The organism is Cryobacterium sp. MDB2-A-1 (genome assembly GCF_004402675.1).
GTDB lineage: Bacteria > Actinomycetota > Actinomycetes > Actinomycetales > Microbacteriaceae > Cryobacterium > Cryobacterium glucosi.
Genome location: NZ_SOFK01000002.1, coordinates 1 through 20,714, shown reverse-complemented (window position 1 = coordinate 20,714; position 20,714 = coordinate 1). Strand labels below are relative to the sequence as shown.

General features: G+C 68.8%; 17 protein-coding genes, 2 tRNA genes and 1 pseudogene. 13 read left to right on the top strand and 7 right to left on the bottom strand.

Features of this window, described 5'->3' with window-relative positions:
* Nucleotides 1–6: 6 nt before the first annotated feature.
* The 3 genes from E3O39_RS00115 to E3O39_RS00105 form a co-directional block, all read right to left on the bottom strand.
* Nucleotides 7–80: transfer RNA gene (locus E3O39_RS00115), tRNA-Pro, on the bottom strand.
* 81 nt (nucleotides 81–161) lie between these two features.
* Nucleotides 162–1,148: a metallophosphoesterase gene (locus E3O39_RS00110; protein WP_134449665.1), complete on the bottom strand. Its 987-nt coding sequence runs from the start codon at nucleotides 1,146–1,148 to the stop codon at nucleotides 162–164.
* The gene (locus E3O39_RS00105; RefSeq protein WP_241984915.1) at nucleotides 1,145–3,664 is read right to left on the bottom strand and encodes a transglycosylase domain-containing protein; all 2,520 of its coding nucleotides are present in this window, start codon (nucleotides 3,662–3,664) and stop codon (nucleotides 1,145–1,147) included. The genes E3O39_RS00110 and E3O39_RS00105 overlap by 4 nt, the downstream gene beginning before the upstream one ends.
* 110 nt (nucleotides 3,665–3,774) lie before the next feature.
* Between E3O39_RS00105 and E3O39_RS18820 the strand changes: the two genes are divergently transcribed.
* Together E3O39_RS18820 and E3O39_RS00100 are read left to right on the top strand one after the other, a co-directional pair.
* Nucleotides 3,775–3,936, top strand: a complete 162-nt coding sequence (locus E3O39_RS18820) for a DUF4177 domain-containing protein (protein ID WP_166787392.1) — start codon at nucleotides 3,775–3,777, stop codon at nucleotides 3,934–3,936.
* A 2-nt stretch (nucleotides 3,937–3,938) separates the two neighbouring features.
* The gene (locus E3O39_RS00100) at nucleotides 3,939–4,409 is read left to right on the top strand and encodes a RidA family protein (RefSeq protein WP_134449663.1); all 471 of its coding nucleotides are present in this window, start codon (nucleotides 3,939–3,941) and stop codon (nucleotides 4,407–4,409) included.
* On the opposite strand, the gene E3O39_RS00095 is transcribed toward E3O39_RS00100, so the two are convergent.
* Both E3O39_RS00095 and acs read right to left on the bottom strand, forming a co-directional pair.
* A complete protein-coding gene (locus E3O39_RS00095) occupies nucleotides 4,406–5,677 on the bottom strand; it encodes an acyltransferase (protein WP_134449662.1) in 1,272 nt (423 codons plus the stop codon). The two genes, E3O39_RS00100 and E3O39_RS00095, sit on opposite strands and share 4 nt — an antisense overlap.
* 63 nt (nucleotides 5,678–5,740) lie before the next feature.
* Complete coding sequence (acs, locus tag E3O39_RS00090) at nucleotides 5,741–7,696, bottom strand: acetate--CoA ligase (RefSeq protein ID WP_134449661.1); 1,956 nt, start codon at nucleotides 7,694–7,696, stop codon at nucleotides 5,741–5,743.
* Between the two features lie 466 nt (nucleotides 7,697–8,162).
* Here acs and E3O39_RS00085 point away from each other — a divergent pair, with 466 nt between their 5' ends.
* The 5 genes and pseudogenes from E3O39_RS00085 to E3O39_RS19790 all read left to right on the top strand — a co-directional run.
* On the top strand, nucleotides 8,163–9,245 hold the full coding sequence (locus E3O39_RS00085) for a TadA family conjugal transfer-associated ATPase (protein ID WP_134449660.1): 1,083 nt from the start codon (nucleotides 8,163–8,165) through the stop codon (nucleotides 9,243–9,245).
* Nucleotides 9,242–10,387, top strand: a complete 1,146-nt coding sequence (locus tag E3O39_RS00080) for a pilus assembly protein (protein ID WP_134449659.1) — start codon at nucleotides 9,242–9,244, stop codon at nucleotides 10,385–10,387. The genes E3O39_RS00085 and E3O39_RS00080 overlap by 4 nt, the downstream gene beginning before the upstream one ends.
* A 567-nt stretch (nucleotides 10,388–10,954) precedes the next feature.
* Nucleotides 10,955–11,161: a DUF4244 domain-containing protein gene (locus E3O39_RS00075; protein ID WP_134449658.1), complete on the top strand. Its 207-nt coding sequence runs from the start codon at nucleotides 10,955–10,957 to the stop codon at nucleotides 11,159–11,161.
* The gene (locus tag E3O39_RS00070) at nucleotides 11,142–11,540 is read left to right on the top strand and encodes a TadE family type IV pilus minor pilin (protein ID WP_134449657.1); all 399 of its coding nucleotides are present in this window, start codon (nucleotides 11,142–11,144) and stop codon (nucleotides 11,538–11,540) included. The genes E3O39_RS00075 and E3O39_RS00070 overlap by 20 nt, the downstream gene beginning before the upstream one ends.
* Nucleotides 11,537–11,806 (top strand): annotated as a pseudogene (locus E3O39_RS19790) (Rv3654c family TadE-like protein); the annotation flags it as partial. The gene E3O39_RS00070 and the pseudogene E3O39_RS19790, both read left to right, overlap by 4 nt.
* A gap of 126 nt (nucleotides 11,807–11,932) precedes the next feature.
* On the opposite strand, the gene E3O39_RS00060 reads toward E3O39_RS19790, so the two are convergent.
* Entirely contained in the window at nucleotides 11,933–12,175 is a 243-nt protein-coding gene (locus E3O39_RS00060; RefSeq protein ID WP_134449656.1) for a hypothetical protein, read from the bottom strand.
* A gap of 141 nt (nucleotides 12,176–12,316) precedes the next feature.
* On the opposite strand from E3O39_RS00060, the gene topA reads away from it, so the two are divergent.
* From topA to E3O39_RS00030, 6 genes are all read left to right on the top strand, one after another.
* Nucleotides 12,317–15,310: a type I DNA topoisomerase gene (topA, locus tag E3O39_RS00055; RefSeq protein WP_134449655.1), complete on the top strand. Its 2,994-nt coding sequence runs from the start codon at nucleotides 12,317–12,319 to the stop codon at nucleotides 15,308–15,310.
* A complete protein-coding gene (tmk, locus tag E3O39_RS00050) occupies nucleotides 15,307–15,969 on the top strand; it encodes a dTMP kinase (RefSeq protein WP_241975214.1) in 663 nt (220 codons plus the stop codon). The genes topA and tmk overlap by 4 nt, the downstream gene beginning before the upstream one ends.
* Nucleotides 15,970–16,019: 50 nt before the next feature.
* Nucleotides 16,020–17,279, top strand: a complete 1,260-nt coding sequence (locus tag E3O39_RS00045) for a DNA polymerase III subunit delta' (protein WP_134449654.1) — start codon at nucleotides 16,020–16,022, stop codon at nucleotides 17,277–17,279.
* 88 nt (nucleotides 17,280–17,367) lie between these two features.
* Nucleotides 17,368–18,963 (top strand): alpha/beta hydrolase, encoded by a 1,596-nt coding sequence (locus tag E3O39_RS00040; protein ID WP_241975213.1) that lies wholly within the window; start codon nucleotides 17,368–17,370, stop codon nucleotides 18,961–18,963.
* 75 nt (nucleotides 18,964–19,038) lie between these two features.
* Entirely contained in the window at nucleotides 19,039–19,677 is a 639-nt protein-coding gene (locus tag E3O39_RS00035; protein WP_134449652.1) for a TetR/AcrR family transcriptional regulator, read from the top strand.
* A 52-nt stretch (nucleotides 19,678–19,729) separates the two neighbouring features.
* A tRNA-Thr gene (locus E3O39_RS00030) sits at nucleotides 19,730–19,802 on the top strand.
* Between the two features lie 51 nt (nucleotides 19,803–19,853).
* Here E3O39_RS00030 and E3O39_RS00025 read toward each other — a convergent pair.
* A complete protein-coding gene (locus E3O39_RS00025) occupies nucleotides 19,854–20,426 on the bottom strand; it encodes a hypothetical protein (protein WP_134449651.1) in 573 nt (190 codons plus the stop codon).
* Nucleotides 20,427–20,714: the final 288 nt, after the last annotated feature.

Genomic DNA, 20,714 nt, shown 5'->3' with positions numbered 1-20,714 from the left:
TTGCTGTCGGGGTAACAGGATTTGAACCTGCGACCTCGTCGTCCCGAACGACGCGCGCTACCAAGCTGCGCCATACCCCGATGGCCCGTAAGCCTTGTCAAGTATAACCCCATGCACATGGATGCTCGGTGCAGCCCCCGAACGGATCCCGTGAGCGCCGCCTACGACGAGGCGGTCAGGGTCAGCAGGGTCGCCTCGGGCGGGCAGGCGAAGCGCACCGGGGCGTAGATCGACGTGCCGAGGCCGGCCGAAACGTTGAGGTATGCGCTGCGGAGTCCGGATCCCCAGAGGCTGAGCCCCTTGACCTGAGACCGCGGAATGTCGCAGTTCGTGACGAGGGCGCCGAAGCCGGGCACGCAGACCTGGCCGCCGTGGGTGTGCCCCGCGAGGATCAGCTGCGCGCCGTGGTTCACGAACGAGGTGAGCACCCGGCGGTACGGCGCGTGCGCGACGCCGATCGTGACCGTCGGCCGTGGCTCGCGGTGCTCCGCGGAGTCCGGCCAGGTCTCGTCGCCGAGCGGGTCGTCACCGCGGAGGTCGTCGACGGCCCGGGTGATCAGGTCGAGGCGATCGCGTCCGATGTGCGGGTCGTCCACGCCGAAGAGCTCGAGGTGGGTGCCGTTGATGTCGAGCGCCTCCGCGGCATTGTTGATGTCGTTCCAGCCGAGATTCGCGAAGATCCCGTGCAGACGGTCGGTGTCGAGCCGGTTCTGCGGGGCGGCCTTGAGCAGCGACGGTCCGCCGAAGTACCGGAACGGATTCTTCAGCTGCGGTCCCCAGAAATCGTTGGAACCGTTGACGAAGATCCCGGGGATCCCCGCGAACGGCTCGAGCGTGTACGCGAGGGCGTCGAAGGCATCCGTGTGGCCGAGGTTGTCTCCGGTGTCCACGACGAGGTCGGGCTTCAGCGCGGCGAGGCTGCGCACCCACTCCTGTTTGTCCTTCTGCCAGGGGGCGAGGTGCAGGTCCGAGATGTGCAGCACACGGATCGGTTTCGAGCCTGGGGCGAGCACGGGCACGGATGCCTCACGCAGGGTGAACATCCGACGTTCGAGCAGAGATCCCCAGGCGAACGCGCCGGCACCGGCCGCGGCTAGCGCGCCCGTGCCGACGAGGAGGGCCTTGGCCCCGGTGCCGAGGGTACTCATCCGCCAGCCTTGCCGTTGCCGTTGCCGTTGTTGGTGGCGGCGAGCCTTCCGATCACGATCGTGATGGTGTCACCGGGCTTGGCTCCGCCACCGGCGGCCGGGGACATCGAGATGACCTTGCCCACCTGTGTCGGATCGGTGGTGTCGCCGTCCGTCTTCGCGACGGCGAACTTGCCGAGCGTCGATCGAGCCTCACCCTCACTCTTGCCCACGACGTCGGGCACGACGATCTGCGAGGCGTTGCTGGTGTACACGGTCACGCTCGAGCCGCGGCTCGTGCTTGTTGCTCCTGCCGGGTCGGTCTTGGCGACAGTGCCGCCCGGGAGCTCCGAGTCAATCGGGCCGCCGTCGACGAACAGGAAGCCGGCCGCCTCAAGGGTGGACTGGGCCTCACTGATGCTCTTGCCGCGGAGGTCCGGGATGGGGATCTGAACCGCATTGACGATCGTTCCGGTCGCGGCGGGGAACGCGTCTCCGCCGTACTTGGCGTTGGCGACGCTCATTATGACAGGCCACATCCGGTGCCGGGCGGTGGCCGCCTGGCCGCTCGCGAAGGTGGTGTTGCGCTGGTCCTTGTCGCCGGTGACGCTCATCACTCCGACGATGGTAGCGACCTTGCTGCTTGCGCCGCCCATCCAGGTGTCCTTGTTGCCGTCGGTGGTACCGGTCTTACCGATCATCGGGACCTTCGGGCTCGTGGCCGAATTGGAGGCGATCGCGGTTCCGCTGGTCATGACCTGTTGCATGGCGGTCGTCATGCCGGCCGCGACGTTGGGGTCGACTGACTGGTGGCAGTCGCTTGTCGGCGCCGGGAGTGTGGTTCCGTCGGAGCCGGTGATGTGGTCGATCACGATCGGGCTGCAGGTCGTGCCCTTGTTGGCGATGCCGGCGAAGGCGACCGCCATGCTCAGGGGCGCGACCTCGTTGGTGCCGAGCACCGCGGAGGCACCCTGTTCGAGCGGGCCGCCGTCGGCGCGCGTGACGTCGAAGGCCTCCGCGGTCTTGCGGATGGCACACAGGTCGAGTTTCTTCGCCATGCCGATGAAGCCCGTGTTGATGGACCCGATCGTCGACTGCAGCGCACTGTAGTTGGCGCCGGTCTCGGACGACGAGTCGTTCTTCGGGTTGTAGCCCGGGAAGCTCACGGTGCCGCCGGTCGCGCAGCTGTCCCGGAAGGTGCCCCAGTTCGACTTGATACGGGAGTCGACCCGCTCATTGAGCGAGTGACCCTCGGTCAACCACTCGGCGAGGGTGAACACCTTGTACATCGAGCCGGGCTGGAACCCGTGCGAACCACCCTGGTCGACGTTGGTGTTGTAGTTGATCCCCGTGTAGTTCGCGCCGGTGGCTTGCACGGCCGGGTCCTGGCTGTAGTCCTTGTTCTGCGCCATGGCGAGCACCTTCCCGGTGCCCACACCGACGCTCACGGCCACGCCACCGACGTCCCAGCCGGGGAAGGTGTCGGGAACGTTGGCCTTCATCGTCGCCTCAGCGGCCTGCTGGAGGTCCAAGTCGAGGGTCGTGTAGACGTTGAACCCGCCGCGGCGGAAGTTGGCCATCCGGGTGGTGTCGTCGGCTCCGAAGACCGGGTTGTTCTGCAGAGTACTTACGACGAGGTCGCAGAAGTACGCGCTGCCGCCGGCGGTCTGGCAGCCGGTCGAGGGTTCGTGGATGCTGGGCTCGATGGCGGTGGCGATCGCGGCGTCATGGTCGGCCTGGTTGATTTTGCCGTACTTGAGCATCTGGTCGAGGATGTAGTCGCGGCGGTCCTTGTTCGCGGCGTAGCCGTTCGCGGCGCCGTTGGTCTCGCTGTCGGGCTGGTCGAGCTGGAACTTGACCGGGTTGTTCACGATCGCGACGAGGCTCGCGGCCTGCGGGAGCGTCAGCGTCGCCGCCGTCGCGCCGAAGTAGTACTCCGCGGCCGATTCGATGCCGTAGACGGTGCCGCCGAAGCCGGTGATGTTCAGGTACTGGCGGAGGATGTCGTCCTTCGCGTACTTCTTCTCCACGCCGATCGCGAGGCGCATCTCCTTGAGCTTGCGGTCGGGAGTGGTCGCGGTGGCCGCGTCATAACAGTCCGACTTCTTCTGCGCATCCGTGAGCACTTCGCACTTCTGCACGAGCACGTTCTTGACGTACTGCTGGGTGATCGAGGAACCACCGCGGGTGCCGCCGCCCGCGAGGGTCGAGACGAGGCCGCCGACGGTGCCCTGCAGGTCGACGCCGCCGTGGTCGTAGAACCGGGGGTCTTCACCGGAGGTCGCGGCGTCCTTGACGAACTGGTTGATCGCATCCGAGGCGACCTCGACGCGGTTCTGGTCGTAGAACGAGGCCAGGAGGTAGGGGGCGCCGGTGCTCGTGGTCGCGTAGATGTTGCTCTTCTGCGAGAGCTGGTCGATCTTCAGGTAGTCGGGCAGGTTCTCGAAGACGTTGATCGTGTTCGTGGCAGCCATGCCCGACAAAGCGAGAGCGGGAGTGACCGCGGCCGTCACGAGAACACCGACGATTGCACTCATTCCAACGAAACCCAGGAGACCGCCCAGGGAGCCGCTGACCGTTCGATTTTTGGCAGACATACAATTGAGCGTAAGGGACAAATCTGTAAAACCGCCTGAATCGGAGTCTTATGCCTGCCTGGGAGTACCTCACCACCCCGCTGATGATCCACAACACCGCCGCCATCCTGAACAGCTGGGGATCGGACGGCTGGGAGCTCGTCCAGGTCGTGCCGGGACCGGAGGGCGGCCTCGTTGCATACCTCAAGCGTCCCGTCGTGAAGGAGGCCTGATCGTGTCGATCATTGATGCGCGTCTCGCCGAACTGGGGATCGACCTGCCGAGTGTGGTTCCCCCGGTGGCGTCCTACGTTCCCGCTGTCGTCTCTGGCAACCTCGTCTTCACCTCCGGCCAGCTGCCGATGGTGTCCGGCGTGCTGCCGGAGACCGGAAAGGTCGGCGACGGCCACGGTCTCGTGCCCGCCGCGGACGCCCAGGAGTACGCCCGCCTGTGCGCGCTCAACGCCCTCGCCGCGATCAAGGCCGTGATCGGGTCGCTCGACCGCATCACGCAGGTGGTCAAGGTCACCGGGTTCGTCGCATCCGACCCCGGGTTCACCGGCCAGCCCGGCGTCGTCAACGGGGCGTCGCAGGTGCTCGGCGAGATCTTCGGCGACCGCGGCGTGCACGCCCGGTCGGCAGTCGGCGTCGCCGTGCTGCCGCTCGACTCGCCCGTCGAGGTGGAGCTCATCGTCTCGTTCGCTTAGGCGCTCGCGCGCTCGTTCTCGGGCACGGGAGAGGTGGGGGCGGCGGATGCCGCGGCATCCGTTCGCCTGCCGCCGCGCCTCCGTAGCGCACCGGCCGTCTCGCTCGCCCACCGGCCCGTCCAATTCGCGACGCGTTGCGAGGGCAGCTCGACCCACAGGTACATCAGCTGCGCGAGCGCGAGGCTGAGCGGCACAGAGACGAGCGCGCCGAGCCACCAGCGGCCAGGGCCGAACATCGTGCCGAAGGCGACGACGACCGGGAAGTGCACGAGGTACAGGCTGAAGCTCACCCGGCCGAGCCAGACCAGCGGCCGGGCGGAGAGCGGGCGCTGCAGCGGGGGCCAGAGCGCGACGACGGCGACGACGAGCACGGCGCCGGGCACCCGCAGCGCGAGCGTCAGGTCGCCCCAGAGCCCGCTGAGTTGCGGGCGCAGCAGCCAGTGCGACACGAGCAGCGCGGGGCCGAGGGCGGTGAGCTCGATCCAGATGGCGGTGCCGCCGCGTCGTGCGGCGACCCGGGCCGCCCAGACGCGGAGTGACTCGTGGTTCGCGGCGAGCAGGGCGCCGAGGCCGAACGCGGGCAGGTACATCAGCGGCTCGATGCCGGTGACGTACCCGGTCGCACTCACGGCGAGGAACGCCGCCGCCCAGAGCGCGGGCAGCCGGCGGGTCGCGACGGCGAGCAGCACGCAGATCGGCAGCAGAAGCGAGAACCACATCTCCCAGGTCAGCGACCAGAGCGGCGGGTTGACGTCCGGCCGGCCGGAGCCGCCGATGACGCTCGCCTCGCCGAGCAGGTTGGGGAGGCCGATGTCGGGATTGTCCTGCCGCTTGAGCCAACTGCCGCCGACGTCGATGCCCGCACGCGGCACGAGGAGGATCCACGCGGCGGCGAGGGCGACGGACACGACGACGGGGATCGCCAGGCGGATGATGCGGCGCGGGTAATAGGCCACCCAGTCGTAGCCGCGGGCGGCGAGCCCGTTCGCCGTGCTCGCGGCCCGGCTCGCGAGCGGTGAGCGTACGAGCACGAAACCGCTGAGGACGAAGAAGACCAGCACGAACTCGGGGCCGGCGACGAGGAACTTGAGCGGGGTCAGGGTCGACCACCAGCCCGCCGAACCGGTGTCGACGCCGACGGTCGACTGGTATGCGGCCGCGATGCCGGGAGCGGTCATCGAGACGTGGTGCACGAGCACAATGCCCGCGGCGACACCGCGGAGTGCGTCGAGCGCGACCAGGCGTCCGGACGAGGGAAGACGAGGCATTGTCCCCACGATAGGGGGGCCGCTTGTGAAAACCCTCACTGCCCCCTCGTCCGGCCGGCCCGGCTACCCCAGGGTGCTCTTGATCACCTGCATCACGGAGGTGTCGGCGAGGGTCGTCGTGTCGCCGATTTCGCGGCCCTCTGCGACGTCCTGCAACAGGCGGCGGATGATCTTGCCCGAGCGGGTCTTCGGCAGCTCGTTCACGATGAAGATCTGCCGGGGCCGGGCGATCGCGCCGATCTGCTGCGTCACGTGCGCACGCAGCACCGCCTGGATGTCCTCGTGCGAGGACTCCTCGAGGTGGCTGTACTTGATGATCACGAATGCGACGACAGCCTGGCCGGTCGTCTCGTCGTGCGCGCCGACCACGGCCGCCTCGGCCGTCATCGGGTGCGACACGAGCGAGGACTCGATCTCCGCGGTGGAGAGCCGGTGCCCGGAGACGTTCATCACGTCGTCGACCCGGCCGAGCAGCCAGATATCGCCGTCCTCGTCGAGGCGGGCGCCGTCGCCGGCGAAGTAGCGCGGGTTCGCCTCACCGAACTTCTCCCAGTACGTTTCGATGAACCGCTCCGGGTCGCCCCAGATGCCGCGGAGCATCGACGGCCAGGGCTCGGTGACGACGAGCAGCCCGCCGTTACCGTGGCCCACGTGCACGCCGGCCTCGTCGAGCACGTCGATCGACACCCCGGGGATCGGTACCTGCGCGGCGCCCGGCTTCGCGACGGTGACCCCGGGAAGCGCCGAAATCATGATCGCGCCGGTCTCGGTCTGCCACCAGGTGTCCACGACAGGGGCGACGTTGCCGCCGATCACCTCGCGGTACCACATCCACGCCTCAGGGTTGATCGGTTCGCCGACCGAGCCGAGCAGCCGCAGGCTCGACAGGTCGAAGCCCTGGGGAATCTGGCGGCCGAGCTTCATGAACGTGCGGATGGCGGTGGGCGCCGTGTAGAGGATGCTGACCTTGTACTTCTCGACGATCTCCCACCAGCGGCCCGGGTGCGGGGTGTCCGGGGTGCCCTCGAAGAGGACCTGCGTCGCCCCGTTGGCGAGCGGGCCGTAGGTCACGTAGCTGTGACCCGTGATCCAGCCGACGTCCGCGGTGCACCAATAGACATCCGTTTCGGGGTGCAGGTCGAAGACGTTCTTGTGGGTGAAGGCGACCTGGGTGAGGTACCCGCCGCTCGTGTGCAGGATGCCCTTGGGCTTACCGGTCGTGCCGGAGGTGTAGAGAATGAACAGCGGATTCTCGGCGGGGAAACCCTCGGCCTCGTGCTCGGCGTCGACGCTCGCGAGCTCGTCGTGCCACCACAGGTCGCGGTCGGTCCACTCCACGTCGTTGCCGGTGCGCTTGACGACGAGCACGTTGCGCACGGTCGTCGGCACACCGGTCAGCGCCATGTCGACCGCGGGCTTGAGGGGCGTGACGCGGCCCTTGCGGTAGCCGCCGTCCGCGGTGATCACGAGCACCGCGTTCGCGTCGTCGATTCGTGAGCGCAGGCTCTCAGCGCTGAAGCCGCCGAAGATGACCGAGTGCACAGCGCCGATCCGGGCGACGGCGAGCATCGAGATCACGGCCTCCGGGATCATCGGCAGGTAGATCGCGACCCGGTCCCCGGCCTGCACGCCGAGCTTTGTCAGCACATTCGCAGCGCGCTTCACCTCGGCCGTCAACTCGGCGTAGGTGATCGCGCGGGAGTCTCCTGGCTCGCCTTCGAAGTAGAGCGCGACCCGGTCGCCATTGCCCGCGAGCACGTGCCGGTCGAGGCAGTTCCAGGCCACATTGAGGTGCCCGTCCTCGAACCATTTCGCGAACGGCGGGTTGGTCCAGTCGAGCACGGTGGTGAACGGCTTGTGCCAGTGCAGCAGCTCGCGGGCCTGATCGGCCCAGAATCCGAGGCGATCGTTCGCGGCATCCGTGTAGAGCTGCGCGGTGCCGATGGCTTGGTCCGCGAACTCGGCAGTCGGTGCGAACCTGCGGGTTTCGTTGAGAAGGTGGTCGATCTGAACGCTCATAGCTTGTCGCTCCTTTGCGATGACGGCCGGGTGCGTAACAAGCCCCTCGTGCACCATACCCTGACGATCCGCGAACTCACGTTGCGGGGAATTGCGGAGCGGCTCTCTCCCCGGAGAACTCTCCGGGATCGCCCGAGGTCACCCCTGAACGGGGGCCGCGTCACCGTGTCCTCATTTATGAGGACACGGGGGACTTGCGCATCTTGATTTTCCTTATACACTTGGACTCGTCCGAACGAAAGTTTTGACCTGCATCACGTTTGGTTCCCCCCAATCAGCGTGATGCCGAGGCGGCACCTGTTCCCCCCAATAGGTGCCGCCCCCCTTTTTTTAGCGACCCGACGGGTTTCCGGCAGTTTTCCGGCGGTTCGGTGGCTCGTCCTCCACCGTCGTCGTGCAGGGCGACGCGTCCCCAGCCTGGTGTTGTGGCCCCGTCCACGAGGTCATCGCCGGATACTTTCGGGTCATGGTGCAACCGTTCGTCGCCGCCCCGTCGCTCAACCGTGAGCGGATGCCCGAGGTCGCCGACCCGGGGGAGCGCGCGCCGGTGACGGGGCCGGGGTCGGTGACGGGGTTGGTGCCCGGGCGGAACCTGGCCAGACTGGGCCCGATCGCGCGGTACGCGGCATCCGCAGGTGTGACGGACCTGTTCGTCAACGGCGAGGCCGGCCTCTGGGTCGATGCGGGCCTCGGCCCGGTGCGGCAGTCGGGCTGGCGGTGTGCCGAGGCCGAGGTGCGGGCGCTCGCGGTGCGGCTGATCGCGCTCGGCGGCCGGCACATCGACGAGGCGAGCCCGTGCGTCGACGTGCGGCTCGCCGACGGCATCCGGGTGCACGCCGTGCTGCCGCCGGTGTCGAGCACGGGCACCCTGCTCTCGATCCGGCTGCCGCGGCCCGACCGGCCGCGACTGGACGCGCTCGCCGCTGGGGGCCTGTTCGGCTCGGGGACGGTGGGCCTCGCGCTCAGCGACCGGCTGCGTGCAGCGGTGCAGGGACGGGAGAACCTGCTCGTGACCGGGGCTGCGGGCAGCGGCAAGACCACCCTGCTGGCAGCACTTCTCGGCGAGGCGCCGCCGGGGGAGCGCATCGTCGTCATCGAGGACGTCGCCGAACTCCGCATCGACCACCCCCACGTCGTGGCGCTCGAATCGCGGCAGCCGAACCTCGAAGGCGCCGGGCGGGTCGGCCTGGACGCGTTGCTCCGCGAGGCCCTGCGGATGCGCCCGGACCGGCTGGTGCTCGGCGAATGCCGCGGCGGCGAACTGCGCGAACTGCTCGCCGCCCTCAACACCGGCCATGACGGCGGGGCGGGCACCCTGCACGCGAACTCCCTGGGCGACGTGCCCGCCCAGCTCGAGGCCCTCGGGGCGCTCGCCGGGATGAGCCAGGCGGCCGTCGCCCGGCAGGCCGTCAGCGCGATCGGCCTCGTGCTGCACCTCGAGCGCCGCGGCGGTGAGCGCAGGCTCGCGCAGCTCGGCCGGTTCGAGCTCGACGGCCGCGGGCTGCTGGTGGCCGTGCTGGTGGGCGTGCCGGCCGGGGGCATCCCGTGATGCGCCGTGGAGCGGTCAAGCAAGCCCGAGGGGACGCCGACATCGAGGATGCGGCCCGGATCGTGCAGCGGCTGGCCGTGCTCCTCTCGGCAGGGGTGTCGCCCGTGAACGCGTGGGGATACCTGGACGAGGACGCCGGCCCTGACGCCTCTCGCGCTGCCCAGAGGGGTGCGGATCGGAGGCGACCGCGGGTGAACCGGGCGGGTGGCGATTCGCCGGCCGTCGGCATCCGTGTCGTGCGCGCCGCCGGTCTCGCCGCGAGTCGCGGGGACAGCGTTGCGGAGGCCATTGCGGGGGAGGCGCGGGCCGTTGGCGGGCAGTCGGGCGAGGCCTGGTGCGCGGTCGCCGCCGCGTGGGAGGTGGCGACCCGGTCAGGGGCGCCGCTCGCCGCGTGCCTGCGTCAGCTCGCGGCCAGCCTGCGCGACCTCGGCCAGCTTCATGCGGACCTCGAGACGGCGCTCGCCGGCCCGGCCGCGACCGCCCGGCTGGTCGCCGTCCTGCCGCTCGTCGGGATCCTCTTCGGCGTGCTGCTCGGGTTCAACACCGTCGCGACGCTGTTCCTGACCGTACCGGGCTGGCTGTGCCTCGGCAGCGGTACCGGACTCATACTCGCGGGGAACCGGTGGAATCGCCGGCTGCTCCGGCGGGCCCGGGCTCGGGCGCCGACGCCGGGCCTCGATCTGGACCTGACCGCGATCGCGATGAGCGGCGGCGGTTCGGTCGACCGCGCCCAGGCCCTGGTGACCGAGGCGCTCGGCCGCTATCTCCCCGCCGCGCCAGACCCGCATCCGGAACGAGGCCGGCGGTCGGAGCCCGCGAAGCCCGGCCGCTCCGCCGCCCTCGGCCGCACCGCAAGACGCGGCCGCTCAACCGACCCCGGCTACTCGGCGGACCCCGGCCGCTCCGCCGCGGACCGGGTGCTGGACCTGGCCGTGCGCGCCGGCGTGCCCGCCGCCGAGCTCTTGCGCAGCGAAGCCGAGCAGCTGCGCCGCGACGCCCGGACAGCAGGCCAGCGGCGGGCGGTCACCCTCAGGATCGCCCTGCTGGTTCCCCTCGGCGTGTGTGTCCTGCCGGCCTTCATGCTGCTCGGCGTGGTGCCGCTCCTCGTGACGGTGCTGTCGACGACGCTCTCGGAGTTCTAGCCGCGGCAGCCGTGTACGAAGAGACCCGGGCACGAAAAGACCCGAGCACGAAAAAAGAGCCGGGCCCTTGGGCCCGACTCTTTCGAAGTCACGGTGAAACTGTCCAGTTGCTCTAGTCCTTGCGCTCCGGACGAGCTTTCTTGTCGGCGCGTTTTTCCTTCAGAGTCTTCGCTGCGGCAGTCTTGCCGGTGCTCTTCTTTGGGGATTTGTCTGCCATCAGCGCCTCGTTCCCCGGACCCTAGTGGGTGCCGTTGGGAAGACACTACGCTCATCTTTCGCCAAAGGTAACCCCTTTCTGAAATTGGTCGTCGTGGAGCAAAAATCGCCTCCTCTTTGCCGTCCTCGCCCGATCGCGAGAGCGCAGTTTTGGCCCTTAAACCGCGGTCTTAAGGGCCAAAAGTGTACTCTCGCGATCCCACGCGGGGCGGGCGTCCTCAACAGGGCCGGGTCGGGCGGCGTTTTCCACCGAATCCGGATCGGCCGCGGGATTCGGTGTCTGGCGGGCGAATCTGGAACCGATCGTGCCGCCGGACAACCGCGTCGATCGATGGGAGAGGAGAAGGACAGATGCCGAGCTCAACAGACACGGTGAAACGACGACCACGCCGGGCCGTCAGGCGCCTGCGGGAGGATGCGGGCGCCGCGACCGCCGAGTACGTGATCGCCACGATGGCGGCCGTCGGCTTCGCGGGATTGCTCATCCTCATCCTCCGGGGAGACGAAGTGCGCGGCATCCTCACCGAGCTGGTGCGCCATGCCCTCACGGTCGGGTAGCCGGAGGGCCGCATCCCGTGCCGCGGCCGGTGACGCGACCGGCACCGACGGGAGCACCGTCCCGGCCGAGCGCGGCAGCATCACGGCCGAATTCGCCGCCGTCATTCCGGCAGTGCTCCTCGTGCTGCTGCTCTGCCTCGGCGGGGTGCAGGTCGGCGGTCAGCAGGTCCGGCTGGCGGATGCCGCGGCCCAGGCGGCCCGGTCCCTCGCCCGGGGCGACGGGCTCGACCACGCGACCAGTCTGGCCCGGCAACTCGTCGGCGGCGCGGCCGTCTCAGTGGACCAGCGCGGCGACGCGGTCTGCGCCCGGCTGAGCGCTCCCGCAGCGCTCGGGATCACGGTGACGGCGGGCTCCTGCGCGCTCGGAGGCGCCACGTGACCCGCAACCGCGATCGTGGCTCCGGGTCGGTGCTCGCGGTGGGCATCCTCGGGGCGGTCGTGCTGTTGACCGCGCTCCTGCTCCCGTTCATCGCGGTGCTCGTCGTCGGCCAGACCGTGCGGGCGGCGGCGGATGCCACGGCGCTCGCCGCAGCGGACACGCTGTCGGGACTCGTGGCCGGGGTGCCCTGCGAGGCCGCGGCCGAGATCGCGGCCCTCGACGGGGCATCCGTGGCGCGCTGCACAACGGCCGGCCCGATCGCGAGCGTCACGGTCACCCGGGAATTTCTCGGCTGGAACCTGAGAGCGCGCGCCAGGGCCGGTCCACCGGGTTCGGCGGGTGCACCGGGAGGCGGAGCTTCGCCCGGGAACGGTCGGGGCGAAGCGGCCGGCTCAGTCGAAAATGGCCTCGAGGTAGCGGTAGTCGACGGCCGTCGGTCGCTCGGGGAACTCCGTGGAGTCGAACTCCAGGCCGGCGCCGCGGGTATAGACGTAGCGCTTGCCACCGGACTCCGCGGGAATCTCCAGACGAGGCCGGATATCGCCCGTCTCGAGGAACTCCGTGGTGATCGTCTTGCCTTCGAGGGGGCCGTCCGTAAGCTTCGCGGTGTACGTGCCCGTAGCTGCTGTACCCATGCCTCCATTGTCCTCACCCAGGCGAGGCTGGCAAGCCCCAAAGCCCTGTGTGACGTGTGGCCGATTAGGTGGGCACCATCTTTCTGTGTGTATGGTGTGCCTTGGCCCTTCAACGGGCCGATACCTATAAAGAGGAGTCTGGTGCCAGGCGCTAAGAAGCTGGTCATTGTCGAATCGCCGACAAAAATGAAGTCGATCGCCGCGTATCTCGGCGACGGCTACGAGGTCCTGTCCTCGGTCGGCCACATTCGGGACCTGATCGAGCCAAAAAACCTGCCCCCTGAACTGAAGAAGGGGCCCCTCGGCAAGTTCTCCGTCGACGTCGACAACGGCTTCGAGCCGTATTACGTCGTGTCCGACGCGAAGAAGAAGACCGTCGCCGAGCTCAAGCGGGCGATGAAGACGGCCGATGAACTCCTGCTCGCAACTGATGAGGACCGCGAAGGCGAGGCCATCGCCTGGCACCTCCTGCAGGTCCTCCAGCCCAAGGTCCCCGTGAAGCGCATGGTGTTCCACGAGATCACCAAGGAAGCGATCCTCAAGGCCAAGGACAACACCCGCGACCTCGACACGGCCCTCGTCGACGCGCAGGAGACCCGGCGCATCCTCGACCGCATCTACGGCTACGAGATTTCCCCCGTGCTCTGGCGCAAGGTCGGCCCTGGCCTCTCCGCCGGTCGCGTGCAGTCCGCCGCGACCCGCCTCGTCGTCGACCGCGAACGCGAACGCCTCGCGTTCGTCTCCGCCGGCTACTGGGACCTCTCGGCCCAGCTCGCCTCCGGTACGGCGCGCGAGGATGCCGCTTTCCAGGCCAAGCTCGTGCGCCTCAACGGCGAACGCATCGCCTCCGGCGGCGACTTCGACGATCTCGGCCGCCTCAAGCCCAAGGTCACGGCGACGACGCTCGATGAGGCATCCGCCCTCGCCGTCGCCGACGCGCTCAAGGAACCGAGCGTCGCGATCACCGTGACCAAGGTCGCCTCCAAGCCGTACCGTCGCAGCCCGGCCGCCCCGTTCACGACATCGACCCTGCAGCAGGAAGCCGCCCGCAAGCTGCGCTTCACCGCCCGGCAGACCATGAGCGTCGCCCAGTCGCTCTACGAAAACGGCTACATCACCTACATGCGTACAGACTCGCCGTCGCTCTCGCAGCAGGCAATCACCGCGGCCCGCAACCAGGCATCCTCTCTCTACGGCCCCGAAACGGTGCCGGCCCAGCCGCGCCTCTACAAGGGCAAGAGCAAGAACGCGCAGGAGGCCCACGAGGCCATCCGCCCGTCCGGCGATACCTTCCGCACGCCCTCCTCGCTCGCGAACACCATCCGCGGTAACGACTTCCGCCTCTACGACCTGATCTGGAAGCGCACGGTCGCCTCGCAGATGGCCGACGCGACCGGTTCGACCGCGTCCGTCACCATCGCGGCAGGCCCGACCGGCGTCTCGCCGCACCCCGCGGCGTCCGGCGTGCTCGCCGAGTTCTCCGCGAGCGGCACGGTGATCACCTTCCGCGGCTTCATGCTCGCCTACGAGGAATCCCGCGACGAAGAGCGCAACGCGCCCACCGACCCGACCGAGTCCAAGCTGCCGCCGCTCGAAGAGGGCCAGTCGCTGTCCCTGCTCGAGGTCGAGGCCAAGGGCCACGAGACCACCCCGGCCGCCCGGTACACCGAGGCGAGCCTCGTCAAGAAGCTCGAAGAGCTCGGCATCGGCCGCCCGTCGACGTACGCCTCGATCATCTCCACGATCACCGACCGCGGCTACGTCACCCCGCGCGGCCAGTCGCTCGTGCCGAACTGGATCGCCTTCTCCGTGGTGCGCCTGCTCGAGGAATACTTCACCGATCTCGTCGAATACGACTTCACCGCCGAGATGGAAGACGACCTCGACCGCATCGCCGACGGTAAGGCCGACCGCGTCGACTGGCTCAACAGCTTCTACTTCGGCTCCGAGAAGCACCGCGGTCTCCGCCAGGTCGTCGACAACCTCGGTGAGATCGACGCCCGGTCGATCAACTCGATGCCGATCGGTGACGACATCACCCTCCGCATCGGCAAGTACGGCCCCTACCTCGAGGTCATCGACCCTGCCGCCGCAGCGGATGCCCCGCCGCGCCGGGTGAACATCCCGCCGGACCTCGCACCCGACGAACTGACCCCCGCGAAAGCACGTCAGCTCATCGACGCGCCCGTCGTCATCGACCGCGTCATCGGGGTCAACCCGGAGACCGGCAAGAACATCGTCGCCAAGGACGGTCGTTTCGGCCCGTACGTGACCGAGCTCGACCCGGCGCCCGCCGAGCCCGCCGTCGTCGAACTCGTCGAGACCCAGACCGAGTCCGCCGGCGAGACCATCGACCCGCTCACCGGTGAAGTGACCCAGCTGGTCGACGCCGGCGCTCCCGCAGCGAAGCCCAAGCGCAAGCCGGCCGCGAAGAAGATCGCCCCCGCCGACAAGCCGCGCACCGCCTCGCTATTCAAGTCGATGGACCTCGCGACGATCGACCTCGAGACCGCGCTCCGGCTGCTCGCCCTCCCGCGCGTCGTCGGCCTCGACCCCGAAACGCAGACCGAGATCACCGCACAGAACGGCAAGTTCGGCCCGTACCTGAAGAAGGGCGTCGACACCCGCTCGCTCACGAGCGAGGACCAGATCTTCGAGATCGACCTGCCCGGAGCGGTCGAACTGTACAGCCAGCCCAAGTACGGTGCGCGGCGTGCGTCGAGCGCCCTCAAGGAATTCGAGACGCCCGACCCGGACAGCGGCAAGGCGATCAAGATCAAGGACGGCCGATTCGGCGCCTACGTCACCGACGGTGTCACGAATGTGACGATCCCGAAGGCCGAGACGGTCGAAGAGGTCGATTTCGACCGGGCCGTGCAGCTCCTCGCCGACAAGCGCGCCAAGGGACCGGCCGTCAAGAAGGCGCCCGCGAAGAAGGCCCCCGCCAAGAAGCCGGTCGCCAAGAAGCCCGCCGTGAAGAAGCCCGTCGTGAAGAAGGCCACCGCTACGAAGACCACGGTCATCAAGACCGCAGTCCGCAAGCCGGCCGTCACCAAGACAGGGACCTCCACCAAGACCGCGACGACCAGGACTGCAGCGACGAAGACTCCCGCGGGTTCGACCACCCAGTCGTGACCGCAGCAGACGTGACCGGGGCGGCCTCCACTGAGGCCGCCCCGACCGGCCTCTTCATTACCCTCGAGGGCGGCGACGGTTCGGGCAAGTCCACCCAGGCCCGGCTGCTCGCCGAGTGGCTCGGTGAGCAGGGCCGCACGGTGCTGCGCACCCGGGAGCCCGGCGGCACCGTCGTCGGCGTCGAAATCCGTGAGATCGTCCTGCACCACACCGGCGAGGTGTCCCCGCGCGCCGAGGCCCTGCTCTACGCGGCCGATCGCGCCCAGCACATCGCCACTGCCGTGCGTCCGGCGCTCGCCCGCGGGGACGTGGTGGTCCAGGACCGCTACCTCGACTCATCCGTCGCCTACCAGGGCGCGGGGCGGGTACTCGGCGCCTCGGAGATCCGCGAGCTGTCGCTCTGGGCCGCGGAAGGCCTGCTGCCCGAGCTCACCATCCTGCTCGACCTCGATGAGACCGTCGCGCGCGGCCGGCTCGACGCCGCCAACAAGCGTTTCGACCGCCTCGAGGCCGAGAAGGACGACTTCCACGGGCGGGTGCGTGCTGCGTTCCTCGACCTCGCCCGCGCCGAGCCCGACCGTTTCCTGGTCGTGGATGCCGCGCGCCCGGTCGACGAGATCGCCGCGGCGATCCGCGCCCGCGTAGCCCCCCTGCTCTGACCTCGCAGGCGTCTGGGCGGGATGTCAGCGGCGACCGGTACCCTGAGGGAATGAGCGTGTGGGACAACCTGACCGGCCAGGCGGATGCGATCGCGATCTTCCGCGCCGCCGCCGCGCCGCAGCAGAGCGCGGTTGACGCCCCCGCGAGCACCGCCGGCAGCACCGCCGGGAGCGCCGCCGGGAGCACCGCCGGCAGCACCGCCGGCAGCAGCGCCGTCGCCTCCGGCTCCTCGGCTTCGAGCACCTCCGCGTCCATGACGCACGCCTGGCTCATCACGGGCCCGCCTGGTTCGGGCCGGTCCAACCTGGCCTTCGCCTTCGCCGCCGCCCTCCTCAGCCCGGGAACGCCAGCCGAAGACGCGACCGCCGAACGGCTCGTGGAGGCCCGCACCCACCCCGACCTCGTCGTGCTCGCCACCGAGGGCGTCATCATCAAGATGGAATCCGTCAAGGAGGCCGTCAAACGCTCCCAGTATTCGCCCTCGGTCGGCCGATACCGGGTCATCGTCGTCGAAGACGCCGACCGCATGGTCGAGCGCACCTCCAATGTGCTGCTCAAGGCCCTCGAAGAGCCGCCGGAACGCACCGTGTGGATCCTCTGCGCCCCGAGTGAGGCCGACCTGTTGCCGACCATCCGGTCCCGGGTGCGCACGGTCAGGTTGCGCGTCCCGAGCGTCGCCGACGTCGCCGCGCTTCTTGTCGCGCGCGAGGGGGTCGACCCTGTCATCGCCGAGCGCTGCGCCCGCGAAGCACAGAGCCACATCGGCATGGCGCGGCGGCTGGCCACGAACCCCGAGGCCCGCGAACGGCGCGAGGAAACCCTGAAGGCCGCGCTCGGCATCCGTGGGGTGTCGCACGCAGTGAACGCCGCGGCGCGACTGCTCGCGATCGCCGGTGACGACGCGAAGGCGATCACCCTCGAGCGGGACGCCGCCGAACGCGAGGGTGTGCTCCGCTCCCTCGGCGTCGAGCCCGGCAAGTCGGTGCCGCCCGCGCTCCGCGGCCAGATCAAGGCGCTGGAAGACGACCAGAAACGGCGGGCCACCCGGAGCCTGCGCGACGGGCTCGACCGGATCCTCGTGGATCTGACCTCGCTGTACCGGGATGTGATCATGGTACAGTTCGGCCGCGAGAATGAAGTGATCAACCGCGAGCTCCTCGTCGGAGTGCGCGCCGCAGCGGCGGCGTGCGCGACCGTCACGACGCTCGCGACACTGGACGCCATCGCGATCGCGCGGCAGAGAATTGAATCCAATGTGGCACCGGCCCTGGCCCTCGAGGCAATGCTGGTGTCCGCCATCCGGCGATGAAGCGATGACTACGACGATGCCACCGCCCACGCGCGGCGCTCGTAAGAGCCTGAACCGCCTGCATGACCAGACCAGTAAAGAGGAACCGTTGACCACACGCATCCGCCAGCGCCCGGCGTCGAACGGCCCGGTGTCGAATGGCACCCGGACGCGCCACCCGGCCGCCCGCCGCTTCGCGATCCTGGCCGCCGCCGTCGTCGTCACGATGGGGCTCAGCGGATGCGTGCCCGCGTTCCTGCCGCAACCCTCGGCCTCGACGTCGTCCCCCACCGGGGAGAGCGTCAGCAGCGCCCTCGACCCGTTCTACAACCAGGTGCTCACCTGGACCGACTGCGGTAACAGCCTGCAGTGCACCACCGCGAAGGCCCCGCTCGAATGGAGCGCGCCCGGAACCGACACCGTCGACCTCGCCCTCGTGCGGCACGTCGCGACCGGCACCCGGGTCGGCTCGCTCCTGGTCAACCCCGGCGGTCCCGGCGGCTCCGGGTACGACTTCGTGAAGGGGTCCCTCGACTACGCCACGGATGCGAAGCTGCAGGCCGGATTCGACATCGTCGGGTTCGACCCGCGCGGCGTCGGGCGCTCGTCAGCGGTGAAGTGTTTCGGGGCTGCCGAGATGGACCAGTACCTGTACGCCATCCCGACAGCAGCCCGCGGCACGGATGCCTGGATCCAGGAGGTCGAGAAGTCCTCGACCGACTTCGGAGCCGCCTGCGCCACCAACACCGGCGCCCTCCTCGCCCACGTCGACACCGTGAGCGCTGCCCATGACCTCGACATGCTGCGTGCCGTGCTCGGCGATGCCCAGCTCAACTACCTCGGCTATTCCTACGGCACCTTCCTCGGCGCCACCTACGCCAACCTGTTCCCGGACAAGGTCGGCCGCCTCGTCCTCGATGGAGCCCTCGACCCGTCCACGAGCAATGCCGAGGTGACCCGGGTGCAGGCCGTCGGCTTCGAGAGCGCGCTACGCTCCTACCTCGCCGATTGCCTGGCTGGATCGAAGTGCCCGTTCAACGGCACCGTCGACCAGGCGATGACCACCATCTCCGCGCTGCTCGACTCGGTCGACCGGAGCCCGATCGCCGCGAGCGATGGCCGGATGCTCGGCGCCAACACGCTGCTGACCGCCATCATCTACCCGCTGTACCAGGCGTCGGCGTGGCCGAACCTGAGCGAGATGCTGTCGAGCGTGATGCAGGGCAACACCAAGATCGCGTTCCAGTTCGCGGATGCCTACAACGGCCGTAACTCCGACGGGACATACCTCGACAATTCGACCGAGGCCTTCCTGGCGATCAACTGCCTCGACTACAGCTACAACGACGACCCGGCCGTGATGCGCGCCGACGCCGCGGCCATCGAGGCCGCAGCGCCGGTCATCGGCAAGTACATGGCCTACGGCGACACCGGCTGTGCGAACTGGCCGGACAAGTTCACCGGAACCCGCGCCGAGATCCACGCGCCGGGAGCGGCGCCGATCCTCGTCGTCGGCACGACGAACGACCCGGCGACCCCGTACGTGTGGGCGCAGAGCCTGGCCAGGCAGCTCGACAGTGCGCAGCTCGTCACGTACGCGGGCGAGGGGCACACTGCGTACAACAAGTCCAATGCCTGCGTGAACAACGCGGTGGACTCATACCTGCTGCAGGGGACGGTGCCGGCCACCGACCCGAAGTGCTGATGTGCGGGGGCGGCCGTGCGGCATCCGGTGACGACTCGAGGACTGCACATTTGCGCGCCGTGTAAGAATGTGACCATGGTGGATGTTGCGGAAGAACCCGGCCTGCGTGAACGGAAACGTCTGGCGACCCACCGGGCCATCCAACTCGCTGTGCTCACGCTCGCGTCCGAGCGCGGGGTCGACAAGGTCACCGTCGAGGACATCAGCCGGATCGCCGATGTGTCCCCGCGCACCTTCTTCAACTACTTCCCGTCGAAGGACGCCGCCCTCGCCGGTGACGATCTCACCCTCGGTTCCGAGGCGGAGATCGAGGACTTCGTACACAGGAGCCCCTCCGGTGACATCCTCGCCGACCTCGCGGTGCTGCTCTCGACCAGCGTGCAGAATTCCCAGGATGACCGGGAGATTCACCATCTGCGGCGTCAGGTGATGAAGGAGAACCCCTACCTGTTCGGCATGCGGATGGCTACCCTCCGCAGCTTCGAGGGACACCTCGACGACGTGATCAGCCGGCGCCTCGCGGCGGACGATCCCGTGCTCGCCGCCGACCCGATCGCGTTGCACCAGCGCGCCCTGCTGCTCACGCTCGTCGCGGTCGCAGCCCTGCGACACGCCTGGCGCTGCTGGGCCGAGGGAGACGAGTCGGAGCCGCTCGCCGATCGGGTGCGGGCGTCGTTCGCGGGGCTGTACGAATTGACCCTCCGGACCAGCTAAGCTTTGTTGCTGTGTCACCGCGCGTTTCCGGAAAGAAGCATTCGGGCGTCACGCCGCCTTAGCTCAGTTGGTAGAGCATCTCACTCGTAATGAGAAGGTCGTCAGTTCGATTCTGACAGGCGGCTCCCTTTCCTCATCGCCCGGCCCACTCTCTTCGTGCTGCCCATGTGCTCGTGCTATCGGTCTGCGAGGAGCAGGTTGAGTCGCCTTCCCGCCGGCGCGGTTTCCTTGTTCGTGCCCATCAGCTGGGCATCGTTCAAATAGGTGAGGTCGTCGACGGTGATGCCGAATCGGGCGGCCACGTCGGCGCGGTATTCATTCGTTGCGGCGGTATAGCCCGCGGGCCTGCCGTCGATGACGTCGACCGTGCCCCGGGCGCCGGGCGTCGCACCGGAGTCCACGGGGTTGAGGTAGCCGCGGAGCGGCGCGAAGGTCCAACGGATGTCGGCGCGCGCGACGACGGCCTCACGGCAGTCCGGGTCGGTCGTGTCCGGTTGGGCGGGGGTTGTGACCAGAATGACCTGGTCGATTCCGCTGGGATCTCCGCTGAGGATGCTGAGGTCACCCCAGCCGTAGGCGCCGCTTCCGCTCGTGAACGGCCCGAAGTCCATGCGGAAGCCGCTGTCGTAGCAGGTTTGGTTCGCCGGTATGGGCTGGGTCGCGGTCACCGCGTCGACCGTTGCCGCTGCCGGAGTGACGAGGTCATCGATGTGGAGCGTGAGCTCGGTTCCGTGGAAATCGAACCTCACATTGCCGGTAGTACCGTTGTCGGACGTCAGCGTGCCCGTTCCGATGGTCCCGGTCGGGAGCGTCCCCGGAACGCCAGGTTGTGTTGCCGGTGAATCCGCGGATGCAGACGGCGTTGGGGCTGGCGTGCCGATGGCCCCGCCGCTCGAGCTGCCGTGAAATCAGCGTGGCGAGCCATCTCGTTGCCGCGACCTCCCTACGTGTCAGGGTGAGTTGAGGCGGGTAGCTCAGAGCAAGTTCGCCGTTTGACGTAGGGCGAGAATCAGGAAGTCCCACCATGTCCAGTCCCT